Origin of the sequence: Neorhizobium fuzhouense, assembly GCF_042611105.1 — a bacterium.
GTDB classification, from domain to species: domain Bacteria; phylum Pseudomonadota; class Alphaproteobacteria; order Rhizobiales; family Rhizobiaceae; genus Neorhizobium; species Neorhizobium galegae_A.
The window spans coordinates 596,925-621,533 of record NZ_JBHFFP010000002.1 but is presented as its reverse complement, the minus strand read 5'-3'; the positions used below and the strand labels follow the sequence as shown (position 1 = coordinate 621,533).

Genomic DNA, 24,609 nt, shown 5'->3' with positions numbered 1-24,609 from the left:
TGAAGACCGTCTTCCAACGCATGTCCGGCAAAAGTCCGGACTGCTAAAATTCCTTAGAACTCGCGCTTCAGCACCAGCCGGTCGAGCGACCATTGGCCCGCGCCGCAGGCGGCAAACAGGAAGGCGCCGCCGGTCCAGAACAGCGAGGCAAGCTCGGCCTTGGTCTGCACCTGTTCGAGGAATTTCGCGCCGCCATCCACGAGGCGCACAGCCGCATTGGGCGTGAACAGGTCGCTGCCGGCTTTCAGCGCGGCAATGCCGCCATCCGTCAGCAGGGCGTGGCCGTAGGGGTGGGCGAAGTGGAACCAAAGCGTGATCGTCAGCATCACCGCATTGGCAAGTGCCACCGGGCGGGTGAGGAGCCCGAGCGCAATCATCAGGCCGCCAAAGAACTGCATGGCAGCCAGCGTCGGCGACCAGATCCAACCCGGATAAAATCCGAGATTTTCAACAAATCCCACCTGCGCCATGGGCGCCATGATCTTCGGATAGCCCTCGACCATCAGCATGCCGCCAATGGCGACGCGAAAGGCCGTGAAGGCGAAGGGCTGGGCGAAATGCTCGTAGAAGCCGGCAAGGAACGGCAGATAGAAATGGCTCTTTTCCTGCTGCTGCACGGGAGTATAGATGCTTTGCATGGCCATGATACAGATCCTTGTTTTTGAATATGAATTGGTCATCGGACCGGAAAGCGGATCCACGGTCCAGCGGGCGGAACGGGCAAGCGGAACATTCATCTCCGCTGCATTCACAACCGATAGCCGATCATAATCGGCGTCGAACAAAACACGTTGATCCAGGTCAAGTTTTCGTTGCGCGCCGGTGCCAACGCAAAAAAGACAGAGATCGTTTGATTTGCGACTTGACCGAAATCCGGCCATCCACTAACACCAGCGGCGGGACACCCTTCCCCAACGAAGGGCTTTCTATCTGGAAGGATAGCCAAGATGGCGAACATCGCAAAGCCGGACACCCGTCCGAACAATACCCATTTCTCTTCTGGCCCTTGCTCGAAGCGCCCCGGTTGGTCGCTTGAGGCTCTCTCTGATGCCCCGCTCGGTCGCTCGCACCGCGCCAAGGTCGGCAAGATGAAGCTGAAGCAGGCCATTGATCTTACCCGCGAAATTCTGAACGTGCCGGCGGATTACCGCATCGGCATCGTGCCGGCTTCCGATACGGGCGCTGTGGAAATGGCCCTGTGGTCGCTGCTCGGCGAACGCGGCGTCGACATGCTGTCCTGGGAAAGCTTTGGCGCCGGCTGGGTCACCGATGTGGTCAAGCAGCTGAAGCTTGCCGATGTGCGCAAGTTCAATGCCGATTACGGCCTGCTGCCCGATCTGACGCAGGTCGATTTCGACCGTGACGTCGTCTTCACCTGGAACGGCACGACCTCCGGCGTGCGCGTCGCCGATGCCGATTTTATCCCGGCCGACCGCAAGGGCCTGACGATCTGCGACGCCACCTCGGCGGCCTTCGCGCAGAAGCTCGACTTTGCCAAGCTCGATGTCACCACCTTCTCCTGGCAGAAGGTTCTGGGGGGCGAGGGTGGTCACGGCATGATCATTCTGAGCCCGCGTGCTGTCGAACGCCTCACCACCTATGTTCCGGCCTGGCCGCTGCCGAAAATCTTCCGCATGACCTCGGGCGGCAAGCTGATCGAAGGCATTTTTGTCGGCGAAACCATCAACACGCCCTCCATGCTCTGCGTGGAAGACTATATCGATGCTCTGAACTGGGCAAAATCGATCGGCGGACTTGAAGCCCTGATCGCCCGTGCCGATGCCAATGCCAAGGTCATCTTCGATTTCGTCGATGCCAATGACTGGATCGCCAACCTTGCGGTTGATCCGGCCACCCGCTCCAACACCTCGGTGTGCCTGAAGATCGTCGATCCGGCCGTTGCAGCGCTTGATGCCGACCAGCAGGCGGCCTTTGCCAAGGGCGTCGTTGCGCTTCTGGAGAAGGAAAACGTCGCGCTCGATATCGGCGCCTATCGCGATGCCCCGTCCGGTCTTCGCATCTGGGCTGGCGCCACCATCGAGACTGCCGACATGCAGGCTGTCATGCCGTGGCTGACCTGGGCTTATCAGACCCAGAAGGCAGCGCTGGCCAAGGCCGCCGCATAAAGCTTTGAGTGCTTTCGGCTTCGCCATACGGCGAAGCCGCTTTCCCCATACAGATTGAACCCTTCTGAAGGAGGCCTCTCATGGCACCTCGCGTTCTCGTATCCGACGAATTGTCGGAAACCGCCGTCCAGATCTTCCGCGATCGCGGCGTAGACGTTGATTTCCAGCCGCAGCTCGGCAAGGACAAGGATAAGCTTGCCGAAATCATCGGCAATTACGATGGCCTGGCCATCCGCTCCGCCACCAAGGCGACGGAAAAGCTGATCGCTGCCGCGACCAACCTGAAGGTCATCGGCCGCGCTGGCATCGGCGTCGACAATGTCGATATTCCGGCCGCCTCCAAGCGCGGTATCATCGTGATGAATACGCCGTTCGGCAACTCGATCACGACGGCCGAACACGCCATCGCGCTGATGTTTGCCGTTGCCCGCCAGCTGCCGCAGGCCGATGCCTCGACCCAGGCCGGCAAGTGGGAGAAGTCGAAGTTCATGGGTGTCGAAATCACCGGCAAGACGCTCGGCGTCATTGGTGCCGGCAATATCGGCGGCATCGTCTGCAAGAAGGCGATCGGCCTTGGCATGCATGTCATTGCCTATGACCCCTTCCTCTCGGCCGAACGCGCCCAGGAAATGGGCGTCGAGAAGGTTGAGCTCGAGGAGCTTCTGCCGCGCGCCGATTTCATCACCCTGCATGTGCCGATGACCGACAAGACGCGCGGCATCCTCGGCAAGGAAAACATCGCCAAGACGAAGCCCGGCGTGCGCATCATCAACTGCGCCCGCGGCGGTCTCGTCGATGAGGCAGCCCTTGCCGAAGCCATCAAGTCCGGCCATGTTGCCGGTGCCGGCTTCGATGTCTTCGAAGTCGAACCCGCCAAGGAAAGCCCGCTGTTTGGCCTGCCGAACGTCGTGTGCACGCCGCATCTTGGTGCATCCACCACGGAAGCCCAGGAAAACGTCGCCCTCCAGGTTGCCGAACAGATGTCGGACTATCTGGTGAAGGGTGCGGTGTCCAACGCCATCAACATGCCCTCGATCACCGCGGAAGAAGCACCGATCCTGAAGCCGTTCATTCGTCTCGCCGACGTCCTCGGCTCGTTTGCCGGCCAGGTGACCGAAAGCCCGATCAAGGCGATCGAAATCCTCTATGACGGCGCCACCGCCGGCATGAACACCAAGGCGCTCACTTCGGCGCTGCTGGCCGGTCTCATCCGCAATCAGGTTGCCGATGTGAACATGGTTTCGGCCCCGATCATGATCAAGGAAAAGGGCATCGTGCTCTCCGAGGTCAAGCGCGACAAGACCGGCGTCTATGACGGCTACATCAAGCTGACGGTCACCACCGACAAGCAGACCCGCTCGGTTGCCGGTACCGTCTTCTCCGATGGCAAGCCGCGCTTCATCCAGATCAAGGGCATCAACATGGATGCGGATGTCGGTCCGAACATGATCTACATCTCCAACACCGACGTTCCCGGCATGATCGGCTTCATGGGCACGACGCTCGGCAATGCCGGCGTCAACATCGCCAACTTCCAGCTTGGTCGCGAGAAGGAAAACGGCGATGCCATCGCGCTGCTCTATGTCGATGGTGCCGTCGAGCAGGCCGTTCTCGACCAGCTGACCGCAAACCCGGCGATCAAGCAGGCCAAGCCGCTGACGTTCAACGTCGACTGATCGTTCTGGCCTCTTAGCCATCGGGACCCGGCCGGAGCGTTTCCGCGCCGGGTCTTTTGTGTTTTAGGGGAGGGTGGTTCACTCAAATCGCCGATCAACAGTGATCACGATTTCGAAAAATTCCATCCGATCACCTAACAGCTGCAACCCATGCTCTCTATATAGGAAGCAACGCCCTCAAAAGGCGCTTCTGTGAGGAGAGAGAAATGTTTTCAACGCTTCGACGCTACAGGCACGTTCTGTCCGTGCTGGCGCTCGGAATGGTCGTATCGCTTTCGGCGGTGGATTTTGCCGAGGCGCGTCGCGCCGGTGGCGGCAGCAGTTTCGGCAGCCGCGGCACGCGCACCTATTCCGCCCCGCCATCCACCAGCACCGCACCGACGACCGCCGCGCCGATCCAGCGTTCGATGACGCCCAATAGCCAGGCGACCAATCCGGCCACGGCGGCTGGCGCTCAGGCGGCAGGCGGCCAGCGCCGCGGCCTGTTCGGCGGCTTCGGCGGCGGCATTCTGGGTGGCCTTTTCCTTGGCGGCATGTTCGGCATGCTGATGGGCAATGGTTTCGGCGGCATGGCCGGCATGTTCGGCATGCTGTTCCAGATGCTGTTGATCGGTGGCCTGATCTTCCTGGCCATGCGCTTCTTTGCCCGTCGCCAGCAGCCGGCCGCCAGCGGTCCGGCCGGCGGTCTTGGTCGCTATGAAACGCAGGCGCCGCAGGGCAATAATTTCGGTGGCTTCAAGATCCCGCAGATGGGGTCGCTCGGCGGCAGCGCTGCAGCCTCTGCGCAAAAGCCCCGTGCCGCCTCGGCCCGCACGGATGAGATCGGCATCACAAACCGTGATTTCGACCAGTTCGAAAAGATGCTGACCGAGGTGCAGGGCGCTTATGGTGCGGAAGATTATGCCCGCCTGCGCGCGCTGACCACGCCCGAAGCCATGTCATATCTCGCCGAGGAACTGGGCGAGAATGCCACGAACGGCCAGCGCAACGAGGTGAAGGACGTGCAGCTCTTGCAGGGTGACCTGTCGGAAGCCTGGCGCGAAAATGGCTTGGAATACGCAACCGTTGCCATGCGTTACCAGAGCATCGACGTGATGCGCGACCGTGACACGGGCAAGGTGGTTTCCGGCGATGCGACGCATCCGACCGAGGCGACTGAAATCTGGACCTTTGTGCGCAAGGGCGGCGAGGCCTGGAAGCTGTCTGCTATCCAGGGCGTCAACTAAGATCAGAGCCGGGCAAGCGTCGCTTCGTCCGGCCTGCCATCGTAGAATGTGAGAAGGGCTTGTCCGAAAGGCGAGCCCTTTTCTGTATCCGCTTCCGACACCGCATCAAACAGCGTCATCGACGAGCGGAATTTCAGGTCGTCCGGCGAGCCGAGGATGGCGTTTGCCGTTTTGTCCGGGTGCATCAGCATGGCTTGCGTGCATTCGGCGAGCCGGCTGCCAAGCAGAGGATGGGCAAGATAGGCCTGCGCCTCTTTGCGGTCGGCAATCGCATAGAAGCGCGCCGTCGGTGAATGGCCAAGCCCCGCGATCTGCGGAAAGATGAACCACATCCAGTGCGACCGTTTGGCGCCGCGGCGCAGTTCTGCCAGCGCCTCGGCATAGACCGGCGCCTGCGCTTCGATGAACCGTCGCAGAGATTTTTCGTCCGCCATAATGGATGGCTCCTTCTTGATGTGCATGATCGATACCTGCCCCTAACGCTTCGGCACGCTTTGGGTTTCGCCGTTCAGTTGTATCCGCCTCACGGGAAATTCAGCCCGTTTCCCTTTCTTCTGCTGCACTGCACCCTAAGTGCCTGTGGATGGAACAGCGTCTTGAAGACTATCTCTCTTTCGTGATCAGCTGGTTGCCCAACTGGCTGCTGGCGATGATCGTGCTCGTGGCCGCGGTGCTGGTGGGATCTCTCATCCACCGTTTCGTTTTCCGGATCCTTACCCGGATCGTTGCCCAACGGGATCTTTTCTGGCGGTCGCTCGTCTCGCGCACCGAACAACCCATGAGGCTGGCCATCGTTGCCTGGGTCATGGTGCCGGCGATCGGTATTGCGCCGCTCAGCGACCAGCAGACCGGCCTCCTGCGTCACGGCCTTCTTCTCTGCTTCATCCTTCTCATCGGCTGGATGGCGCGCACGACGCTGCATATCTGGACGACCGTCTATCTGCGCCGCTTCAAGCTCGATGCGGAAGACAATCTTCTGGCGCGCAAGCATGTCACCCAGTCGCGGATCCTGGAGCGGGTGGCGGCGACGCTGATCATTGGTTTTACGCTCTCCTTCGCGCTGATGACTTTTCCGGCGGTGCGCCAGTATGGCGTTTCGCTGATGGCATCGGCGGGTGTTGCCGGTATCGTGCTGGGCCTTGCGCTGCAGCCGGTCTTGAAGAACCTGTTTGCCGGCATCCAGCTTGCCATCACCCAGCCGATCCGCATCGATGATGCGCTGCTGGTGGAAGGCGAGTGGGGCAAGGTCGAGGAAATCACCTCGACCTATGTGGTGGTCAAGCTCTGGGACTGGCGCCGGATGATCCTGCCGCTCGGTTATTTCATCGAAAACCCCTTCCAGAACTGGACGCGGGAAGGGGCAGCCCTCATCGGCACCGTGATGATCTATCTCGATTATACGGTTCCCGTTTCGGTCCTGCGTCATAAGGTGGAGGAAATCGCCGGCAAGTCAAAGCTCTGGGATCGCCAGGTGGTGAATGTCGCCGTGACGGACTTCAAGCAGAATGTCATGGAAATCCGCATCCTCGTCTCGGCGCCCGATGCCGGCAAGGCCTTCGACCTGCGCTGCGAAGTGCGCGAAAAACTAGTGGACTTCATCCAGCGGGAGTATCCGCATGCCCTGCCGCAGGTGCGGGCGTCGGGCACGATTGTGGAAGAGGCGCGCGCCGCAGGGGTGGTTGCCACGGCCGATGGGCGCACGATGCAGCAGTAGCAGACCGCACGCGCGCCTCTGAGAACGCGGTAAACCTTGCGTTTTTGCCGCGCTCTTTCTATATCCACAGTCTATTCCTGACGGCGAGACCCGACCGTTGCGGGGCGGCGCTGCCTCAGCGCAGGCCAGGCCCCGGCTGATGATGAAGAGAGTTCCTGTGAATACGCTGGATTTTGACAAGAAGCCGGAGGATACGCGCGTCGTCGTGGCGATGTCGGGCGGCGTGGATTCCTCCGTGGTCGCGGGCCTTTTGAAACGCCAGGGCTATGATGTGCTGGGCATCACGCTGCAGCTTTACGACCACGGTGCCGCCGTGCACCGCGCCGGCTCCTGCTGCGCCGGCCAGGACATCGACGATGCACGCCGCGTCTCGGAGACGCTCGGCATTCCCCATTACGTTCTGGATTATGAAAAGCGGTTTCGGGAAACGGTGATCAACCCGTTTGCCGAAGCCTATGCCATGGGCGAAACGCCGATCCCCTGCGTTGCCTGCAACCAGACCGTCAAGTTTGCCGATCTTCTGGCAACGGCGAAGGATCTGGGCGCCGATGCGCTGGCAACCGGCCATTACATCCGCTCCCGCCGCAATCCGTCGCCGGACAATCCGAACCGTCGCGCGTTGTTTCGGCCGATCGATGCCGATCGCGACCAGAGCTGGTTCCTGTTTGCCACGACCCAGGAGCAGATCGATTACCTGCGCTTCCCGCTCGGCGGCATGTCGAAGGCGGATGTGCGGCTTCTCGCCGAAGACATGGGGCTGGTCGTTGCCAAGAAGGCCGATAGTCAGGACATATGTTTCGTCCCGCAGGGCAAGTATGCCGATATCATCAACAAGGTGAAGCCGAATGCCGCGCTGTCCGGCGAGATCGTCCATATCGACGGTCGGGTGCTTGGCCGCCACGAAGGCATCCTGCATTACACGATCGGCCAGCGGAAGGGGCTCGGCGTTGCGACCGGCGAGCCGCTCTACGTGGTCTATCTCGATGCGCGCGGTCGACGCGTGATCGTCGGGCCAAGGGAGGCGCTGGAAACGCGCCGGGTCTATCTGCGCGATGTCAACTGGATCGGCGACAAGGCACTGGCCGACGATGCGCGCACCGGCTTTGACTGTTTTGCCAAGGTGCGCTCCACGCGCCCGCCAACGCCTGCCACGCTGCATGCGGATGAAAACGGCATCTATGTGGATCTGGCGATCGGCGAAGCAGGCGTCGCGCCCGGCCAGGCCTGCGTGCTCTATTCGGCGGAAGGGGCGGATGCCCGCGTCTATGGCGGCGGTTTCATCGACCGCTCGGAGCGGGATGCGGCAGCAGAAGCATCGCTGAAGGCGCTTCTTTCGACGCCGGCGGCAGCCTGAGCAGCGTTTGAAAATTCGCGCGCAGAAAGCCCTGGCTTTTTGCCGCAAGCGCGCTTGACTTTGGTCGGAGCATCCCTTTATAAGCCCTCCAGCGCGCCGGACGGGTCACACAGTTGACACACGGAAGTCGCTCTTGGCGGGGTAGCTCAGTTGGTGAGAGCGCAGGATTCATAACCCTGAGGTCGGCGGTTCAATTCCGCCCCCCGCTACCAAAATCTCCAATTTATCAAGATGTTCGACAAAGATGTCCGCCTTGCAGGAGGCGTGAGAGCGGGCTTTTGACCCGCTCTACGGCAAGCTTCAGTCTGGTCAGAGGGCAAGCGTCTGCAGCTTGAGCGCTGCGGCGACGCGGCGGACATGGGCGGGATCCTGATCCGCGCCGGCTTCGATGGCTTCCAGTTCTTCAACCGTCAAGCCGCAGGTGATGGCCAGGTCTTCCAGGCTATAGCCGGATGCACGACGCCCTTCGGCGATCGCGCCGGCGATGGAGACAGGCTGGCTTTTATCAAAATTGGTCTGGGACATTGTCATTATCAACTCCTTTGGTAGTGCCGACCAAGGTCGGAAATTTTGGGCATCAGCTCAAAGGACGCTGCGCGATACGCGGTGAACTTGCTGCAGCGCAACATAGATAGTCCTTTCTGCCGCAGAGTCCAAGGTTTTGCGCAGGGCACGTCGCCGAAGCCGTGCGTATTTCGGTCCGCACCAAGGATCGGCCACCCGTCATCCTTGTATACACCGCGCCGGTTAGCGAGATGCTGGCCGATTGATGTAAATTAGAGATATCTTGCATAAAGGCGGCAATCACAGCGGAACGGAGCCTGCAGGAGCGTCATGGACGGTTTTCTGCCGGATTTTTGCCGGCATTTCGCCATCTTGACGACCGCTTCGACTTGCGGTGAAATCAATATGGGCATGATGCCCTTCCAACTGGAGGCTTGAATGATGATAGCAGGCTTTATGCAGTTTGGTTTCGACCTGTTTGGCTTGGGGCAGAAATCCACGCTCAGCCATGAACGCAAAAGTGATCAGGCGGTTGCACGCGAAGGGAATGGGCCGGACAAAAAGGCCGATGCGACCGAAGAGAGGGATCTGCCCTCGGATGCCTTTTTCTGGGGCATGTACCCGATCTACTGACGCCTGATCTGAACGCATGCCCGCATTGCCGCATTGCACTATGGCCATGAGGGCGGCGGGCGGAGAAATATTCGGCCGTGGATGCGCTGGATCAAACGATTTGCCGCCTTGCGTGTTAGCTCCTTGAAGCCTGACGCGACTTGGTGTGGTTGCGTTCGATGATCCTCGCCCTGGAGCGCTCCGCCGATGTCCCAACCGATGTCTCCGCCCGCTATTCTGTGCATCACCCTCAACCCGACGCTTGATCTGTCGAACGACGTCACGCGCATCGTGCCGACCCACAAGATGCGGGTGCGCAACCAGCGCCAGGAAGTGGGGGGAGGCGGCGTCAACGTAGCGCGGCTCATTGCCGAAATGGGCGGCGAGGCGGATGTGGCGGTGCTGTCAGGCGGCGCCACCGGAACCATTCTCGTCGAGGCGCTGAGGGCGCTGCCGCTCGGGCTGCATATCTTTCCCATCAAGGGCTCCGTGCGCATCGCCTTCATGGTTCATGAGGACGAGAGCGGGCTAGAATATCGCTTCGTGCCAGAAGGTCCCGCGGTTTCGCCGCTCGAAGTGGAACCGGTGATGGACCTCGTCGGAGAGCGGAGATGGGCCTATGTGGTCGCAAGCGGCAGCCTGCCCCGCGGCGTTTCATCTGACACTTACGCCCGCATGGCGCGATTGACGGCGGCAAACGGGGGGCGTTTCGTGCTGGACGCGTCCGGCGAGGCGCTGTCGGCAGCGATTGCCGAGGGCGGCATCTTTCTCTTCAAGCCGAGCCTCAGCGAACTGGAACGGCTCGTCGGCCATGGGCTGGATATCGAGACGGCCGCAGCCTTTGCCGCCGACCTCGTCGCCCGCGGTGTGACCCGTTATGTGGCGCTGACGCTGGGGGAGGAGGGCGCCCTGCTGGTTGGCCCGGAAGGGCGCCTTCTGATGCCGGCGATCAGGGTGACGGTGCGCTCGGCCGTCGGTGCCGGAGACAGTTTTGTCGGCGCAATCGTCTGGGCGCTGTCGAAGGGACAGGATATCCGCGAGGCCTTCCGCTTCGGCCTTGCAGCCGGCGCCGCCGCCGTGATGACCGAGGGAACCGAACTCTGCCAACGCGCAGATATTTTGAAACTGTATGGCGATGCCTGCGCTGCCCGCCACGAGGAGCAGGCGGCTGCCTGGCTGGCGAGCGCGTGACCGCGTGAGGCGCAAAGGGGCGAAGCCTGCGGCTTTTGCCCCCTGTTTTTGACAGAGATCATATGGGGCGGGGTGTGATGCGCCTAAGCTCCCTTTCAACGAGGCCGACGCGGCCTTGGCAAAGGGAGCACCATCATGTTGTTCAAGACAGTTCTGGCCATCATCGGCAGCCATGAAGACGCCGCCGACATCAACCGCGCGACCGATCTTGCAGGCCAGCTCGGCGCCCATCTTTCGCTTCTGGTGGTGGATATCGCAGCGCCCCCGACGGTGGGCGATTATCCGGTCGGCACCGCCTGGCTCGACCAGCGCGTCGAAGATCTGAAGACGCTTCATGCGGTCGCCGATCTGGCGCGAACCCACTGCGAAACCGCCGAAATTCCCTTCGACATCGACCGCTTCTATACCGAGCGGTCCTTCCTCGCCGATACGATCTTCCAGCGGGCGCTATATGCCGATCTCGTCGTGGTGGGGCCGAAGCTCCGGGCGCAGTCGGCCCTCATCAATGCCGTGGTGGACGGCGCCGTGTTCGATGCCGGGCGTCCCCTGCTGCTGCTGCCGGCCGGGCAGGCGCCGGTCAAGGTGAAGACGGTGCTTCTGGCGTGGAATTCCCGTGCCGAAGCCGGGCGGGCGGCCCGCGAAGCGATCGAGATCCTCACCCAGGCGGAAAGCGTGCATGTGACGCTGATCGATCCGGATGCGTCCTATACGGTCAATGGCGGTGAACCGGGGGCGGATGTCGCAGCCTTTCTGGCGCGCCACGGCGTGACCGTCGTGGTAGACCAGCTGCCGAGTGGTGGCCGTCCCGTCGAGGATGTGCTGAAAAGCCATGCGGGCGAGATCGGCGCCGACCTGATCGTCATGGGCGCCTATGGCCATTCACGCCTGCGCGAACGGGTGTTTGGTGGCGTCACCCAGGCGCTTCTCGAAGAGGCGCCGGTGCCAGTCCTTCTCGCCCGCTGATCAGCCGAGCTCCAGCGTCGTGACGCCAAAGACAAGGCGCTCCTCGCAGATGAGGGGAGCGCCGTGAACCATGCGTTTCGTTTCAAAGCCTTTTGCAAAGCCAAGGCCGGCGAGATGGGTGGAGAACGCCGTCTGGCTTTCCGGCACGTCGATGGACAGCGTTTCTGGTCCGGCCGCCGTTGCGAGCGCCGAAAACAGGGCTTCCGCATCCTGATCGGTGCTGGCAAACAGCGGCCCGATCTTCACCCCCTCATGACAGCGGCGCGCGACACCGTAGCCGGCAAGGTCTTGCCCGCAAAAGATCGCCCGCGCGATCCGCGGCGGCTTTAGCCATTCCTGCAGGAAAGCCGTGCGCGGGGCCGGAAAGGCGAGGGCATCAAAGGCTTCGATCGCGTCGAAATGCTGAGGGGTCACCGCGACAACAGGGGAATGGCGCGGCGGCAGCGCCGGATAGCGCCCGCTCCAGCGCAGGGTGCCATAGGTCGGCACGAAGCCCATGCGGGCATAGTTTGCCTGCTGCGCCGGCACCCCATCGAGCCCGATGCTGCGACCGGCAAGATAGGTCATGGCCTGATCCCACACCTTCAGGCCATAGCCCTTGCCGCGATGATCCGGCTGGCTGATGTAGAGACCGATGAAGCCGAAGGTTTCGCCGTAAGCCACGGCGGAGATGCCGGCGACCATCTGCCCATCGACGAAACAGCCGAAGAAGCCGGACGGATCGGCGGCGTGAAAGGCGGCCGCGTCGTCAAGTCCGGGGTTCCAGCCTTCCGCCTCTGCCCATCCGATGAGCTGGCTGAGTTCTGCCGGCGTCAGCACCCGGATCTTGGCCGCCGTCATGCGGTCATCGCCTTGGGCCGAAACCCTTCCAGAAGACCGAGATAGGGCTTTTCCACCGGAAAGGCATAGGCACCGCGCTTGGCGGTGGAGAGTTTTAGCGTCACCAGTGCTTCAGCCTGCTTGACGGCCGCCGCCACGCCATCCACCACCGGCACGCCGAACTCGCGGGAAAGCTCTGCCGTCAGGTCCGCCATGCCGGCACAGCCTAGCACGATGGCATCCGCCCGGTCGTCGCGCAAAGCCGCCGCCATTTCGGCCCGCAGTTTTTCGCGCGCGTTCGATGAGGGATCTTCCAGCGACAGAACCGGAATATCGGCGGCGCGCACCTTGACGCGCCCTGCCATACCATAGCGCTGCACCAGATGTTCGATGGGCAAGCGCGAGCGTTCCATGGTGGTGACGATCGTGGTGCGCTGGGAAATGAAGGCGGCAGAGGCAAGCGCCGCCTCGCAGATGCCGATGACGGGAATGGAGGCCAGCGCACGCGCCGCATCAAGCCCGGTATCGTCGAAACAGGCGATGATGGCGGCATCGGCGCCGGCCTTTTCGCCCTCGGCAAGTTCCACCAGCAGGCCGGGCACGGCCAGCGCCTCGTCATAATAGCCTTCGATGGAGACCGGACCCATCTTCGAGGTGACGGGCATGATCTCGGTGCCGATGGCCACGACCCGGCGGGCGGCATCCGCGGCAGTCGCCGTCATGCTTTCTGTGGTGTTCGGATTGATCAGGAGAATGCGCATCGATCAGCCTTTGGACCGGCGACGGTTCATGGCGATGATGAGCCCGAGCGTTCCGGCAATGACGAGGAAGGAAAAGACGGTGGTGACGGTGCCGAGCGCATAGAGCACCGGCGTCGTCACATTGGTCGTCATGCCATAGATCTCGAGCGGCAGCGTATTGTAGGTGCCGGCCGTCATCAGGGTGCGGGCAAATTCGTCATAGGAGAGCGTGAAGCCGAACAGGCCGACGCCGATGAGGGATGGGGCAATCATCGGCAGGACGACATAGCGGAACGTCTGCCAGGATGTGGCGCCAAGGTCGCGCGCGGCTTCCTCATAGGACGGCGAAAAGCGGTTGAACACGGCAAACATGATCAGCACGCCAAACGGCAGCGTCCAGGTGAGATGCGCGCCGAAGGCCGAGGAATACCAGGCCGGCTGGATGCCGAACTGCTGGAAGACGACGCCGATGCCGAGCGAGATGATGATGGAGGGCACGACGAGGCTTGCGACCGACAGATAAAACAGCACGGTTGCGCCAAAGAACTTGCGCCGGAAGGCAAGGCCGGCGAGCAGCGACACGGCAACGGTCACCAGCATCACCATGATGCCGAGCATCAGCGAGCGGCGGAACGAACCGCCGAAATCGCCCACCGCCTGCGTTTCGAGAAGATTGGCAAACCAGCGCAGCGATACGCCATTCAGCGGAAAGGTCAGCCCCCCGTTCGGTCCCTGGAAGGACAGGATGAGGATGGCCGACAGCGGCCCGTAGAGAAACAGCACGAAGAGGCCGAAGAAGATGGCGAGGATATAGAATTCGCGGGAGCGCTTGTCGGCATACATCGGTTAAAGCTCCTTGCGGATATCGACGATGCGCAGGATGCCCGCGACCATCAGGAGAACGAGGACGAGCAGCACCACAGCATTGGCGGCCGCTGCCGGATATTGCAGAAGTGACATCTGGTTCTTCATCATCAGCGCGACGGACGCGCTCTGGCCGCCGGACATCACCTGCACGGTGGAAAAATCCGCCATCACCAGCGTCACGACAAAGATGGTGCCGATCGCCATGCCCGGCTTTGCCAGAGGCAGGATGACGTTGGTGAGCACCTGAACGCTGGAGGCGCCGGCATCGCGCGCGGCTTCGACAAGGCTTTTATCGATGCGCATCAGCGTATTGAAGATCGGCGTCACCATGAACAGCGTGTAGAGATGCACCATGGCAAGCACCACGGCGAAATCCGAATAGAGCAGCCATTCCACTGGCTCGGCGATCAGGCCCGCATGGATCAGTCCGGAATTGATCAGGCCATTTCGCCCGAGCACCGGGATCCAGGAAATCATGCGGATGATGTTGGAGGTCAGGAAGGGCACGGTGCAGACGAGAAACAGCACCATCTGCATGGCGGCGGTGCGGATGTGGAAGGCAAGGAAATAGGCGACCCAGAAGCCGATGAACAGCGTGATAGCCCAGACCAGAAATGCGAATTTCAGCGTATTGAGATAGGTCTTCCAGGTCACCCACGAGCCCAGCGTCTCGGTATAGTTGAAGGTGACGAAATCCGGATACATCTGGGCAAAGTCATAATCCCAGAAGCTGACGGTGATGATCATCAGAAGCGGCAAAAGCAGGAAGGCCGCCAGAATGAGGGTGAGCGGCGTTGCCTGCAGGTAGGAGACGAGCTTGAGCGGCAGCCGCAGGCTGCGTTTCGGCTTCGGTTCGCCAACACCGATGAAGCGTACTGTGGTCATATCGTCTCCTGTCGGGAAAGTCCCCCTCTGGCCTGCCGGCCATCTCCCCCACAAGGGGGGAGACCGCAAGCGGCCAAGTCCTGCCCTCCGTGGAGGGAATACTCCGCAGCGAGCCGCGGAGCGGGTTTGTCGTCCGGCGCGTCTCCTTGTCCGGATCCCGCTTCAAGACCGAAGCAGGTCCGCGGATCTCCCTCCCCCTTGTGGGGAGGGTGGCCGGCAGGCCGGGAGGGGCGTTTTTGAAGAGGAGGCCATGTGCCTCCACGAACCTGCCAGCCGCGATGTCAGACGTTAGGCCGCGATGAACTCGTTCCAGCGGCGGACCATGTAGCGGTCTTCGTCCATCACGGAGTTCCAGCAGGCGACCTTGCCCATGCGGTCTTCGAAGGAACCGCCATCGCGCACGGCGCCGGCCTTTTCCATGACCTTGCCTTCCGGCGAGAGAATGTCGCCCTGGGCAGGCTTGCCTTCGATCCAGTAGCCCCACTCGTCGGCCGACATATGGCCCTTTGCCGTTTCCATGGCGGCCGAATAGTAGCCCTGGCGGTTGAGATAGGCGCCGACCCAGCCTGACGTGTACCAGTTGATATACTCATAGGCGGCATCGAGCTGCGCCCCCTTGAGGTGGGAGGCCAGACCCAGACCGCCGCCCCAGGAGCGATAGCCTTCCTTCAGCGGCTGGTATTTGCAGGCAATGCCCTTGGAGCGCACGGCGGCAACGGCCGGCGACCACATGGACTGGATGACGACTTCGCCCGATGCCATGAGGTTGACCGATTCGTCGAAGGACTTCCAGAAGGCGCGGAACTGGCCACCCTGCTTGGCCTTGATGAGGAAGTCGATCGTCTTGTCGATCTCCTCCTTCGTCATGTTGCCCTTGTCCTTGTACTTGATGTTGCCCATGGCTTCCATGATCATGGCCGCATCCATGATGCCGATGGAGGGGATGTTGAGGATGGAGGTCTTGCCCTTGAAGGCGGGGTCCATGATATCGGCCCAGGAGGTGATCTCGCGGCCGACGAGGTCGGGGCGGATGCCAAGCGTATCGGCATTGTAGATCGTCGGCATCATGGTGAACCACTGGGTCTCACCCTTGGCGAACTTCTTGTCGCCGGGCTTTTCGACGAAGCCGACCGTGTGCGGGGCCGTGCCCTGCGCAATGACGCTGTCCGGCTTCAGTTTGCCGGTCTTGAACAGCGGAACGACCTTGTCGTAATATTTCAGCTTCTTCACGTCCATCGGCTGGATGACGCCGGCGGCAAAGACCTTCTTCAGGATCCAGTATTCGATATCGGCGATGTCGTAGGAATTCGGCTGGGTGACGGCGCGCTGGGCGGCCGCATCCGAATCGGTTGCCGTCATTTCCAGCGTGATGCCGAGGTCTGCCTTGCACTTTTCGGCAATGGCATTGATGTTCGACACGCCGGTGCCGAACTGGCGCAGCGTGATCGGGTTCTGCGCCCAGATGGTCGGGAAGCCGGTGATGGCGCCCGAGCCGGCGGCGAGACCGGCGGCGGCAGAGGCCGTTTTCAGCAGGCTGCGGCGGCTGATGCCCGAAGGCTTGCTCGTTGTATTGGTCATGCCATGTCTCCTCTGAAGGTTGTTGTTTGTGTTTTGGCTCGTGGTTAGGAGGGGCGCCCGAGAACGATCACGTCCTCGGCGTTCCAGGACAGCTGGATGGCTTCGCCGACCTTGACGGGATTGGCAAAGAACACCTTGTCGCTGAGGATGGCCGTGAAATCCTCGATGCCGGCGCCGCTGACGGCGAGCTTCACGGAGGAGCCACGATATTCGATATTGTTGATGGTGCCGGTAAAGCCGTAACCGTCTGCGGCGTCCACACCCACCTGAACGCGGTCGGTGCGGATGGCGATATCGGCCGGAGCGCCGATCTCGGCGGTGTCTGCCGGTGCCGAAAAGCTTGCGCCGGCGGCGACGGCAAGCGTCAGGCGGCCTTCGCTGACCTCAGTCACCCGGCCGGAAATCACGTTATGATCGCCCATGAAGCGTGCGACGAAAGCGGTTGCCGGGCGTTCGAACACGGTGCGCGGCGGCGCCGCCTGCTCGATGCGCCCATCGTTCATCACAACGACAATGTCCGCGAGCGCCATCGCTTCTTCCTGGCTGTGGGTGACATGCACGAAGGTGATGCCGAGCGAGGTCTGCAGCTTCTTCAACTCGGCGCGCATGCGCACCTTGAGGAAGGGATCGAGCGCCGACAGCGGCTCGTCCAGCAGCAGCGCCTCCGGATCGGTGATCAGTGCGCGGGCAAGCGCCACGCGCTGCTGCTGGCCGCCCGAAAGCTGGGCAGGCCGTCTCGTCGCATAGGCATCGAGCTGCATCAGCTTCAGCATGTCGAGCGCCTTGGCGCGGCGGGTCTCCTTGTCGACGCCCTTCATCTTCAGCGAGAAGGCAACATTGTCGACAAGATCGAGATGGGGAAACAGCGCATAGGACTGGAACATCATCGCCGTGCCGCGCTCGGCCGGAGCCAGATCGGTGACGTTCTTGTTGCCCAGCAGCACATCGCCGCTGGTGATCGTCTCATGGCCGGCAATCATGCGCAGCGTCGTCGTCTTGCCGCAGCCGGAGGGGCCGAGCAGGCAGCAGTAACTGCCGGCGGGGATTTTGAGGCTGATCGAGTGGACGGCCGTTGTGGTGCCGTAGACCTTCGAGACCGAAGCGATGTCTATTTCTGCGGCTTTCGTCATGGGGACTCCCTTGTCTTGGCCAACAGCAATGCATGCGCCGTGCCAAGTGCTGCTTCATCTGGAATCTCGGGCACTTAATTGGTGTCGACGGGCAGTGCTCAATCTGGATGCACATGGACTGAGCTATGGCTGCGCAAAAAATAGACGATTGTGTACGATGCTACCGCTCGATTGTATCCATCGTGCAGGAGAAGCACGCTTCCCGCTTTGCAGTGACGGCTGTTCGCGTTACACAAGAGCAAAACGGGAACCTGCAATGCAGATCAGCGACAAAATCAGCCCCTTCGACCTGGTGCCGGACGATCGGGCGCTTGCCATTCGCGAGGCACTTCGCAACGCCATTGTCGACCGGCGCCTGGTGCCGGGTACCAAATTGTCGGAAAGCGAAGTGGGCGCGCTTTTCGATGCCAGCCGCACGGTGGTGCGCGCTGCCCTCCAGATGCTGGCTTTCGAGGGGCTGGTGCGGGCGGAGCGCAACCGCGGCGCCTTCGTCTCCAATCCGACGCCGGAAGAGGCCCGCCAGGTGTTTGCCTCACGGCGTCTTCTGGAGCCCGGCATCGTCACGGCTGCCATCGAGCGTATCACCAGCGCCGATCTCGATGCCTTCCGCCACCAGCTGCAGGAAGAGGCGCGCTATATGAGCGAGCATGGGCCGGCCGCGCGGCGGGCGGAAATCAAGGCCTCCGGCGATTTTCACCTGATGCTGGCAAGCGTTGCCGGCAACGCCATCCTGCAGCGCTTCATGGATGAGCTTGTCGCCCGCTCCTCGCTCGTCATTGCGCTTTACGGCAGCACCGGCGTCTCGCGCTGCGGCCATGGCGAACATGGCGAGATCCTCGACGCGCTCGAACGCCGCGATGCCACCCGCGCATCAGCGCTGATGCTGCACCATATCGACCATATCGAAGCCGATCTTGATCTGCGCGTGCGCGAGGGGCTGGCGCTGAAGGATGCGCTGGACGTCTAGATAACCGTTCTGCTGCCTGAATAGAAAAGACCCTGGATCGGGCGGATCCAGGGTCCTTTTGTCGGCGGCAACCTTGGATGATCAGGCGGCGCGGGCGTACTGGCCGGAGCGCTGTGCTTCCGCCAGGCGGAACTGGCCGAGAAGGCGGGTCAGCGTTTCGGCTTCGGTTGACAGCTGATGGGCTGTGGCGGTTGCCTCTTCCACCATGGCGGCGTTCTGCTGGGTGCCCTGGTCCATGGTGTTGACGGCGGTGTTGATTTCCTGAAGGCCGAGTGACTGTTCGCGATAGGCGTCGGCAATCGCCTGCACGTGACCGGTGATGTGCTGCACCTGGTTGACGATGCCTTCCAGCGCCTTGCCGGTATTGCCGACAAGCGTCACGCCATTGGCCACCTGGGCGCTCGACGTATTGATCAGCCCCTTGATTTCCTTGGCAGCCTGAGCCGAGCGCTGGGCAAGCTCGCGCACTTCCTGCGCCACCACCGCAAAGCCCTTGCCGGCTTCCCCGGCACGCGCGGCTTCGACGCCGGCATTGAGGGCAAGCAGGTTGGTCTGGAAGGCGATCTCGTCGATCACGCCGATGATGTTGGAAATCTCGCCGGAAGACTGTTCGATGGCATGCATGGCATCGACGGCCGAGCGCACCACGGTGCCGGAATTGCGGGCATCCTCGCCGGTTGCGACCACCAGCTTGCGGGCCTCTTCCGCCCGCTTTGCACCATCGCGCACGGTGGTGGTGATCTCTTCAAGGGCTGCTGCCGTCTGCTCGACGGAGGCTGCCTGCTGTTCGGTGCGGCGGGAAAGATCGTCGCTGGAGGTGCGGATCTCGTTGGCGCCGGCGGTGATGGCCTGCGCATTGGTGCCGACCAGCTGCATGGCCTGGTTGAGCTTTTCCACCGAATGGTTGAAGTCGTTGCGCAGCGTGTCGAGCTTGGCGGTAAAGGGGCGCTCGATGCGGTGCGACAGGTCGCCATCGGCCAGGGCGCGAAGTCCGCCTGCCAGCGCCTGCACCACTTCGGCGAGCGTGCCCGCTTCTTCCGAGCGGATCGCCTCATTAGCGGCCCTTTCGGCATCGGCCTGGCGGCGCGTGGCTTCGGCGGCTGCCGCAAGGCGGGCCCGTTCCTGGGCATTGGTGCGGAAAATGTCGACGGTCTTGGCCATGGCGCCGATTTCGTCCTTCCGGTCCGTTCCGGCAATTTCTGTCTCGGTTTCGCCGTCGGCAAGCGCGGTCATGCGCTGCCGCAGCAATTCCATCGGTCGGGTGATGCCGGCGCGGGACATGTAGAAGGCAAGCGCAATGGTGGCGAGCACGCTGATCACAAGAGTTACGACGCTCGTGGTGATGATGGAGGACGTGTCGCTGGAGATGGTCTTGCCGCCATTGGCCACCATTTCGTTGAGCGCGGTATTATTGGCGCCCGATTTGGTCGAGAAGACCGGGGACAGCTGGTCGAGCGAGCGCACCAGCGCGATCGCCTCGTCATTGCGCCCGGCCTGCTTTGCGGCAATGACCTTGTCGTAGACGACGCCAAACTGGTCCATCAGGTCCATCAGTTCGTCCGACGGCGGCTTCAGGGCCGGCACCATGCGGCCGATATCGACCATCTTCGTCTTGGCGCCGTCGAGATTGCGCACGAAGGCGGCTTTTCCTTCGTCATAGGCCGGCGAACCGGTTTCGCTCAGTGCAACGCGCGTGATGGCATTGACCGCCGTCCACATGCCGGCCGACGAGCGGGCGCCGAGAACCGCGGCCGCTGCATTGTTGGCGATGAAGTTCGCATAGCGATCATTGACGCTGTCAAAGCGATTGCTGATGTAGAAAATACCGCTCAGGGAAACCAGCCCGAGAAACAGGATGACGGACAGGATCTTCGTCCGGATCGACAAGTGTCGTAACATCTTTGACCTATTGAAAGCGCAAAGGCTGAAGTAAGGCGACCTCCTGTCTCCTCCTTGCCCGGGAAAAGGCAGCAAATTGTCTCGATCAAAGAAATTTTTCCATCCTGCCCGGCATGGACAGTCCGGCAAATTGGTTAAGTCCGGGTATAGCCAAAGTGACAAACTATAGTAATAGCGGCCGCCGCACCGCACCGTCTCCTGACCTTTTAATGCTTATCTTAGCCGATACTGCCGTCTGGTCATCTGGAACCAAACGGCGGGATTGACGTTGGGTGCTGGCTTAATAACGAGCCTGCCGCAACGGGCGGGCGACAAGGAGACTATCATGCTGAAGGTGATCCAGAGCGCGGGTCTTGCGCTTGCCATGGCGGTGACGGGCCTGAGCGCTGCGACGTCGGCGCAGGCGCAACAGATGGAGCTGCGGGTTGGCCCGGATGGCATCCGTCCGGTCATTCGCGACAACGACCGTGACCGCCGCGGCCCGCCGCGCCGCGGCTGCAGCGAACGCGAAGCCCGCGCCGCCGCCCGCGATTCCGGTCTGCGCGATCCGCAAGTGGTGCGCGTAACGCCCGGCCGCGTCGTGGTGCAGGGCTTTACCCGTCGTGGCCCAAGCCGCATCACCTTTGCCAATGAGCGCGGCTGTCCGGAAATCTGAGCGGCATCCTTCTCGGCCAAATATCGTCGGTTTTACCCCGGAACGCTCAAGGCAGCTTTCCGGGGTTTTTCATGGCGCCGCCTTTACCACCGGCCGGCAAACCTGCCCCAGCAGGCGCATCTGGCAATCGGGTCAAAGGCCCATTCGGGCAGCCCAGGCGCGTTCGGTCGCCGGTGCCTCGTCGGTCGTTACCTGGTCGGGCTTCAGCGCCATGAGGGAAGAGAAATGCGCCCATTCCTCATCGCTGAAACCGGTCTCGGCGTTATGAAGGTTGAAGGTCCAGGCATCCACCTTGCAGCCATGGGCGTGGCAGAGGGAGATGAGGTCGAGGCCCTGCGCCGAGGCCTTCAGCACCAGCGGCCAGGACAGATAGATCGTGTCAGGTTGCGTCGGCCCCTGCAGATCCGACAGAAGTTCGGCCTCCACGGCTGCCGGGCCGCGGGCGTGAAGGAGTTCCAGCAGCTTGTCGGTCGGGTCGATGCCGCGGGCGAGATTGGGCAGGCGGTGTCCGATCGCAACGATCAGGTCGAGATCGCCGGCGCTGACGATGATCGAGCGGTCGGCACTGCCGAAATGCTCGACGAGATGCGACAGGCCGCGTTCGCCGATTGTTGCAAGATCATCCTTCATGTCGAACTGCAACAGCGCTTGCGGATGGGCGGTGGTCAGCATCCGGGCAAGGTCTTCGCTGAGAATGGGCGGCGTGCCGCCGGCCTTCATGGCAAGCTGGCGCAGATCGTCTGCCGATGCCGCGCGCACCGGGCCATGGCCATTCGTCTCTCCTTCCAGATCGGCATCATGCAGCACCACGAAGCCGCCATCGCCGCGCACCCTGAGATCGAGCTCCATGGATGCGCCGAGCGAAAAGCCGAGCGCCATCGTTTCGGCGGAAAATAGCGGGGCCGAAAGCGTCAGCCGAAGCCGGTGCCATTTGAGCCGGGTGCGATGCCCGTCATGGAGAATGTCGAGACCGGGCGCGGATGTGTGCATGAGGATACCTTCACCTGTAACGTTTGCCCCCGGCACAGGGCGGAGGGCCTGGATGTCGATGCCGTAGCACGGCCGGATGACAGAATTTTTCAAGGCCGATGGTCAGGCAGCAGGAGTGACATGGCGATCCACCCGATGTCCATGCAAATGAGGGGGAATGGCATCGTTCACGCAGCCGATGCGGGCGTGATCAGATCACCTGCGACCGCATGGCCCGGATCTGGCGCGTACGGATAACGGGAACATCTGCCCCTTGCGCAGAGTTCGACCCTTGAATCCCATCATGAAAGTGAGGTTGACGCATGTCACAAAACCATCCCACGCCGCCCTTTTCCCAGCCGAAGATTGCCATGCCTGGCCTCACCAAAGAGATGCAGCCGGTGCCGGATCACGGTGAAAGCTCCTATCGCGGTTCGGGCAGGCTCGCCGGCAAGAAGGCCGTCATTACCGGTTCCGACAGCGGTATCGGCCGCGCGGTTGCCATCGCCTTTGCCCGCGAGGGCGCGGACGTCGTGATCTCCTATCTCGACGAAGACGAGGATGCGGCGGAAACGGCACGTCTCGTGGAAGAGGCCGGCCGCAAGGCGGTGCTGGTGGCCGGCGACCTGCAGTCGCCGGAGCATTGCCGCAAGGTGATCGACACGGCCGTCCAGCAGCTGGGCGGTATCGACATCCTGGTCAACAATGCCGCGCATCAGGCGACATTTCCCTCCATTTCCGAGATTTCCGACGAGGAATGGGAGTTGACGTTCAAGGTGAACATCCATGCGATGTTCTATCTGACGAAGGCGGCTGTCGCGCATATGAAGCCGGGCAGCGCCATCATCAACACCACGTCGATCAATGCCGATAGCCCCAACCCGTCCCTGCTCGCCTATGCAACGACGAAGGGCGCGATCCAGAATTTCACCGCAGGCCTTGCACAGATGCTCGCGGAACAGGGCATCCGCGCCAATGCGGTTGCACCCGGCCCGATCTGGACGCCGCTCATCCCCTCCACCATGCCGGAGGAGTCGGTCAAATCCTTCGGCCAGCAGGTGCCGATGAAGCGTCCGGGCCAGCCGGCGGAACTGGCGACGGCCTATGTCATGCTCGCCGATCCGCTCTCCAGCTATGTCTCCGGCGCAACCATTGCGGTGACCGGCGGCAAGCCGATCATCTGATCGGTCGCTTGTCGGCTGCAGAAGGATGCCGCGAGATCTACGAGGTTTTGGAAGGCGGCGGGTTTCCTGCCGCCTTTTTCCTTGGGCGGTCAGGACTGCCTGTCCGGCGTGATCGATCGTGTGACGTTTTCGTCGATCAGGCGTGCGCCGCGCTGGCGGGTGAGATAGCGCCAGATCCACTGGATGGTGACGAGCAGCCGCTTTTCGAAATTCACCAGCAGATAGACATGGACCAGCGCCCACAGGAACCAGGCGATACGGCCCTTCAGTCTCCACTTTCCGAAATCAAAAATGGCGGCATGGCGGCCGATCACGGCGGTATTGCCGCGATTGTTGAAGTGGAAGGGCGCAGACGCTTTGCCATCGAGGAGTTCATGGCGTAGCGCCTTGCCGAGATACTGGCCCTGTTGCTTTGCCACCTGCGCAAGCGCCGGCAGAGGCTTTCCGGTCTCGTCCGTGCCAAGTGCCGTGTCGCCAAGCGCAAAGATGTCGGTATGGCCGGATACCCTCAGAGTGCCATCGACCGGAATGCGCCCGCCGGCCTTGCCCTCGACGCCAAGCCAGCCGGCGGCCGGCGAAGCCTTGACGCCGGCGCCCCAGATGACATTGGCGGTGCGGATCGTCTCGCCATTGGCGATCACGATCCCGTCCGAGATGTCTTCGACCATGTGGCCGGTCATCACTTCCACGCCCATGCGGTCAAGCTCGCGCCTGGCATAGGTGGTGAGTTCCTCCGGGAAGGCAGCGAGAATCCGCGGACCCGCCTCCACCAGCAGCACGCGAAAATGCTCGGGCGCCAGCTTGCGGAAATCCCGCGTGATCATGAAGCGGCCAAGCTCGGCAATGGCGCCGGCCATTTCCACGCCGGTCGGCCCGCCGCCGATGATGACGCTGGTGAGCAGCGCCTTCTTCTCCTCGGGGTCCTGCGACATCTCGGCCCGCTCGAAGGCGACAAGCAGCCGGTGGCGGATCTGGCGCGCCTCGTGGATGGTTTTAAGACCGGGGGCAAGCGCCCGCCACTCGTCATGGCCGAAGTAATTGTAGTCCGAACCGGTCGCAATGATCAGCCGGTCGTAAGGCACCGGAAGCGCCTGATCGAGCAGCACCATGCGGGCACTCGCATCGATACCGGTGACCTCCGCCAGCATCACCTGGATATTGTGATAGCGCCCCAGCGTGCGGCGGATCGGCTCGGAAATATCGGCGGGGGACAGGGCGGCGGTTGCCACCTGGTAAAGCAGAGGCTGGAAGAGATTGTGATTGCGCCGGTCAATGACCGTCACGTCGATTGCCGTATTGCCAAGCTCGCGCGCAACCGCCAGCCCGCCAAAGCCTGCCCCGACAATGACCACCCGAAGGGGCCTGCCGCGTGCTGCACCGTCTGGCGTCTGTTGCGGCCGTTCGGTCTGCAGCGTGCTGGTATAGGGGTGGAAGCTCATGGGTACTCTCTCCGTCTCCGGTTGCGAAAGGACCGGATGCGGATCCGAACCCATTGTTCCGTCAAAGGTTCCTGCGTGGCGAATGGAACCTTTGCTGCGCGCCATCGTTGA

Annotated in this window: 23 protein-coding genes and 1 tRNA gene; 12 read left to right on the top strand and 12 right to left on the bottom strand. The window is 62.1% G+C overall.

What is annotated here, in order from left to right; all coding sequences use genetic code 11:
• Positions 1–53 precede the first annotated feature (53 nt).
• Positions 54–644 carry a DoxX family protein gene (locus ACEXP3_RS06815; protein WP_377296573.1) on the bottom strand — a complete coding sequence of 197 codons (591 nt, stop codon included), beginning with the start codon at positions 642–644 and terminating at the stop codon, positions 54–56.
• Between the two features lie 303 nt (positions 645–947).
• Between ACEXP3_RS06815 and ACEXP3_RS06810 the strand changes: the two genes are divergently transcribed.
• The 3 genes from ACEXP3_RS06810 to ACEXP3_RS06800 all read left to right on the top strand — a co-directional run bounded on the left by ACEXP3_RS06810 (position 948) and on the right by ACEXP3_RS06800 (position 5,028).
• Positions 948–2,126: a phosphoserine transaminase gene (locus ACEXP3_RS06810; RefSeq protein WP_377296572.1), complete on the top strand. Its 1,179-nt coding sequence runs from the start codon at positions 948–950 to the stop codon at positions 2,124–2,126.
• A gap of 80 nt (positions 2,127–2,206) precedes the next feature.
• Complete coding sequence (gene serA, locus ACEXP3_RS06805; protein WP_210104203.1) at positions 2,207–3,802, top strand: phosphoglycerate dehydrogenase; 1,596 nt, start codon at positions 2,207–2,209, stop codon at positions 3,800–3,802.
• 206 nt (positions 3,803–4,008) lie between these two features.
• On the top strand, positions 4,009–5,028 hold the full coding sequence (locus ACEXP3_RS06800) for a Tim44 domain-containing protein (protein WP_377296570.1): 1,020 nt from the start codon (positions 4,009–4,011) through the stop codon (positions 5,026–5,028).
• Between the two features lie 2 nt (positions 5,029–5,030).
• On the opposite strand, the gene ACEXP3_RS06795 is transcribed toward ACEXP3_RS06800, so the two are convergent.
• Positions 5,031–5,462: a DUF1810 domain-containing protein gene (locus tag ACEXP3_RS06795; protein WP_377296569.1), complete on the bottom strand. Its 432-nt coding sequence runs from the start codon at positions 5,460–5,462 to the stop codon at positions 5,031–5,033.
• Between the two features lie 149 nt (positions 5,463–5,611).
• Between ACEXP3_RS06795 and ACEXP3_RS06790 the strand changes: the two genes are divergently transcribed.
• The 3 genes from ACEXP3_RS06790 to ACEXP3_RS06780 all read left to right on the top strand — a co-directional run bounded on the left by ACEXP3_RS06790 (position 5,612) and on the right by ACEXP3_RS06780 (position 8,308).
• The gene (locus tag ACEXP3_RS06790; protein ID WP_377296568.1) at positions 5,612–6,742 is read left to right on the top strand and encodes a mechanosensitive ion channel family protein; all 1,131 of its coding nucleotides are present in this window, start codon (positions 5,612–5,614) and stop codon (positions 6,740–6,742) included.
• A gap of 157 nt (positions 6,743–6,899) precedes the next feature.
• Entirely contained in the window at positions 6,900–8,096 is a 1,197-nt protein-coding gene (gene mnmA, locus ACEXP3_RS06785; protein WP_377296567.1) for a tRNA 2-thiouridine(34) synthase MnmA, read from the top strand.
• Between the two features lie 135 nt (positions 8,097–8,231).
• Positions 8,232–8,308: transfer RNA gene (locus ACEXP3_RS06780), tRNA-Met, on the top strand.
• A 97-nt stretch (positions 8,309–8,405) separates the two neighbouring features.
• Here the strand turns inward: ACEXP3_RS06780 and ACEXP3_RS06775 are convergent.
• Entirely contained in the window at positions 8,406–8,627 is a 222-nt protein-coding gene (locus tag ACEXP3_RS06775; RefSeq protein WP_210104207.1) for a RodZ family helix-turn-helix domain-containing protein, read from the bottom strand.
• Between the two features lie 411 nt (positions 8,628–9,038).
• Here ACEXP3_RS06775 and ACEXP3_RS06770 point away from each other — a divergent pair, with 411 nt between their 5' ends.
• From ACEXP3_RS06770 to ACEXP3_RS06760, 3 genes are all read left to right on the top strand, one after another.
• Entirely contained in the window at positions 9,039–9,233 is a 195-nt protein-coding gene (locus ACEXP3_RS06770) for a hypothetical protein (RefSeq protein ID WP_210104208.1), read from the top strand.
• Between the two features lie 186 nt (positions 9,234–9,419).
• Complete coding sequence (locus tag ACEXP3_RS06765) at positions 9,420–10,403, top strand: 1-phosphofructokinase family hexose kinase (RefSeq protein ID WP_377296566.1); 984 nt, start codon at positions 9,420–9,422, stop codon at positions 10,401–10,403.
• A gap of 135 nt (positions 10,404–10,538) precedes the next feature.
• Positions 10,539–11,366, top strand: a complete 828-nt coding sequence (locus ACEXP3_RS06760; RefSeq protein WP_377296565.1) for a universal stress protein — start codon at positions 10,539–10,541, stop codon at positions 11,364–11,366.
• Here the strand turns inward: ACEXP3_RS06760 and ACEXP3_RS06755 are convergent, their stop codons facing one another.
• From ACEXP3_RS06755 to ACEXP3_RS06730, 6 genes are all read right to left on the bottom strand, one after another.
• Complete coding sequence (locus ACEXP3_RS06755) at positions 11,367–12,206, bottom strand: GNAT family N-acetyltransferase (RefSeq protein ID WP_377296564.1); 840 nt, start codon at positions 12,204–12,206, stop codon at positions 11,367–11,369.
• Positions 12,203–12,946 (bottom strand): aspartate/glutamate racemase family protein, encoded by a 744-nt coding sequence (locus ACEXP3_RS06750; RefSeq protein WP_377296563.1) that lies wholly within the window; start codon positions 12,944–12,946, stop codon positions 12,203–12,205. Before ACEXP3_RS06750 ends, ACEXP3_RS06755 begins: the two co-directional genes overlap by 4 nt.
• Before the next feature lie 3 nt (positions 12,947–12,949).
• Complete coding sequence (locus ACEXP3_RS06745; protein WP_377296562.1) at positions 12,950–13,768, bottom strand: ABC transporter permease; 819 nt, start codon at positions 13,766–13,768, stop codon at positions 12,950–12,952.
• A gap of 3 nt (positions 13,769–13,771) precedes the next feature.
• Entirely contained in the window at positions 13,772–14,677 is a 906-nt protein-coding gene (locus ACEXP3_RS06740) for an ABC transporter permease (RefSeq protein ID WP_377296561.1), read from the bottom strand.
• Positions 14,678–14,965: 288 nt separating this feature from the next.
• Positions 14,966–16,255: an ABC transporter substrate-binding protein gene (locus tag ACEXP3_RS06735; protein ID WP_377296560.1), complete on the bottom strand. Its 1,290-nt coding sequence runs from the start codon at positions 16,253–16,255 to the stop codon at positions 14,966–14,968.
• A 44-nt stretch (positions 16,256–16,299) separates the two neighbouring features.
• The gene (locus ACEXP3_RS06730; protein WP_377296559.1) at positions 16,300–17,385 is read right to left on the bottom strand and encodes an ABC transporter ATP-binding protein; all 1,086 of its coding nucleotides are present in this window, start codon (positions 17,383–17,385) and stop codon (positions 16,300–16,302) included.
• A 256-nt stretch (positions 17,386–17,641) separates the two neighbouring features.
• Between ACEXP3_RS06730 and ACEXP3_RS06725 the strand changes: the two genes are divergently transcribed.
• Positions 17,642–18,352 carry a GntR family transcriptional regulator gene (locus ACEXP3_RS06725; RefSeq protein WP_377296558.1) on the top strand — a complete coding sequence of 237 codons (711 nt, stop codon included), beginning with the start codon at positions 17,642–17,644 and terminating at the stop codon, positions 18,350–18,352.
• An 81-nt stretch (positions 18,353–18,433) separates the two neighbouring features.
• Here ACEXP3_RS06725 and ACEXP3_RS06720 read toward each other — a convergent pair whose 3' ends face one another.
• Entirely contained in the window at positions 18,434–20,239 is a 1,806-nt protein-coding gene (locus tag ACEXP3_RS06720; RefSeq protein WP_377296557.1) for a methyl-accepting chemotaxis protein, read from the bottom strand.
• Between the two features lie 337 nt (positions 20,240–20,576).
• On the opposite strand from ACEXP3_RS06720, the gene ACEXP3_RS06715 reads away from it, so the two are divergent.
• The gene (locus ACEXP3_RS06715; RefSeq protein ID WP_377296556.1) at positions 20,577–20,906 is read left to right on the top strand and encodes a hypothetical protein; all 330 of its coding nucleotides are present in this window, start codon (positions 20,577–20,579) and stop codon (positions 20,904–20,906) included.
• Positions 20,907–21,038: 132 nt separating this feature from the next.
• On the opposite strand, the gene ACEXP3_RS06710 is transcribed toward ACEXP3_RS06715, so the two are convergent.
• Positions 21,039–21,896, bottom strand: a complete 858-nt coding sequence (locus ACEXP3_RS06710) for a glycerophosphodiester phosphodiesterase (RefSeq protein WP_377296555.1) — start codon at positions 21,894–21,896, stop codon at positions 21,039–21,041.
• A gap of 350 nt (positions 21,897–22,246) precedes the next feature.
• Between ACEXP3_RS06710 and ACEXP3_RS06705 the strand changes: the two genes are divergently transcribed.
• Positions 22,247–23,059 carry an SDR family oxidoreductase gene (locus ACEXP3_RS06705; protein ID WP_210104220.1) on the top strand — a complete coding sequence of 271 codons (813 nt, stop codon included), beginning with the start codon at positions 22,247–22,249 and terminating at the stop codon, positions 23,057–23,059.
• An 89-nt stretch (positions 23,060–23,148) separates the two neighbouring features.
• Here ACEXP3_RS06705 and ACEXP3_RS06700 read toward each other — a convergent pair whose 3' ends face one another.
• Positions 23,149–24,498, bottom strand: a complete 1,350-nt coding sequence (locus ACEXP3_RS06700; protein WP_377296554.1) for an NAD(P)/FAD-dependent oxidoreductase — start codon at positions 24,496–24,498, stop codon at positions 23,149–23,151.
• Between the last annotated feature and the right edge of the window lie 111 nt (positions 24,499–24,609).

Excerpts from the sequence above, each read along its gene's own strand:
- ACEXP3_RS06815 (WP_377296573.1), bottom strand. The coding sequence starts at position 644 with ATGGCCATGCAAAGCATCTATACTCCCGTGCAGCAGCAGGAAAAGAGC.
- ACEXP3_RS06810 (WP_377296572.1), top strand. The coding sequence starts at position 948 with ATGGCGAACATCGCAAAGCCGGACACCCGTCCGAACAATACCCATTTC.
- serA (WP_210104203.1), top strand. The coding sequence starts at position 2,207 with ATGGCACCTCGCGTTCTCGTATCCGACGAATTGTCGGAAACCGCCGTC.
- ACEXP3_RS06800 (WP_377296570.1), top strand. The coding sequence starts at position 4,009 with ATGTTTTCAACGCTTCGACGCTACAGGCACGTTCTGTCCGTGCTGGCG.
- ACEXP3_RS06795 (WP_377296569.1), bottom strand. The coding sequence starts at position 5,462 with ATGGCGGACGAAAAATCTCTGCGACGGTTCATCGAAGCGCAGGCGCCG.
- ACEXP3_RS06790 (WP_377296568.1), top strand. The coding sequence starts at position 5,612 with ATGGAACAGCGTCTTGAAGACTATCTCTCTTTCGTGATCAGCTGGTTG.
- ACEXP3_RS06775 (WP_210104207.1), bottom strand. The coding sequence starts at position 8,627 with ATGACAATGTCCCAGACCAATTTTGATAAAAGCCAGCCTGTCTCCATC.
- ACEXP3_RS06770 (WP_210104208.1), top strand. The coding sequence starts at position 9,039 with ATGATGATAGCAGGCTTTATGCAGTTTGGTTTCGACCTGTTTGGCTTG.
- ACEXP3_RS06765 (WP_377296566.1), top strand. The coding sequence starts at position 9,420 with ATGTCCCAACCGATGTCTCCGCCCGCTATTCTGTGCATCACCCTCAAC.
- ACEXP3_RS06760 (WP_377296565.1), top strand. The coding sequence starts at position 10,539 with ATGTTGTTCAAGACAGTTCTGGCCATCATCGGCAGCCATGAAGACGCC.
- ACEXP3_RS06755 (WP_377296564.1), bottom strand. The coding sequence starts at position 12,206 with ATGACGGCGGCCAAGATCCGGGTGCTGACGCCGGCAGAACTCAGCCAG.
- ACEXP3_RS06750 (WP_377296563.1), bottom strand. The coding sequence starts at position 12,946 with ATGCGCATTCTCCTGATCAATCCGAACACCACAGAAAGCATGACGGCG.
- ACEXP3_RS06745 (WP_377296562.1), bottom strand. The coding sequence starts at position 13,768 with ATGTATGCCGACAAGCGCTCCCGCGAATTCTATATCCTCGCCATCTTC.
- ACEXP3_RS06740 (WP_377296561.1), bottom strand. The coding sequence starts at position 14,677 with ATGACCACAGTACGCTTCATCGGTGTTGGCGAACCGAAGCCGAAACGC.
- ACEXP3_RS06735 (WP_377296560.1), bottom strand. The coding sequence starts at position 16,255 with ATGACCAATACAACGAGCAAGCCTTCGGGCATCAGCCGCCGCAGCCTG.
- ACEXP3_RS06730 (WP_377296559.1), bottom strand. The coding sequence starts at position 17,385 with ATGACGAAAGCCGCAGAAATAGACATCGCTTCGGTCTCGAAGGTCTAC.
- ACEXP3_RS06725 (WP_377296558.1), top strand. The coding sequence starts at position 17,642 with ATGCAGATCAGCGACAAAATCAGCCCCTTCGACCTGGTGCCGGACGAT.
- ACEXP3_RS06715 (WP_377296556.1), top strand. The coding sequence starts at position 20,577 with ATGCTGAAGGTGATCCAGAGCGCGGGTCTTGCGCTTGCCATGGCGGTG.
- ACEXP3_RS06710 (WP_377296555.1), bottom strand. The coding sequence starts at position 21,896 with ATGCACACATCCGCGCCCGGTCTCGACATTCTCCATGACGGGCATCGC.
- ACEXP3_RS06705 (WP_210104220.1), top strand. The coding sequence starts at position 22,247 with ATGCCTGGCCTCACCAAAGAGATGCAGCCGGTGCCGGATCACGGTGAA.
- ACEXP3_RS06700 (WP_377296554.1), bottom strand. The coding sequence starts at position 24,498 with ATGAGCTTCCACCCCTATACCAGCACGCTGCAGACCGAACGGCCGCAA.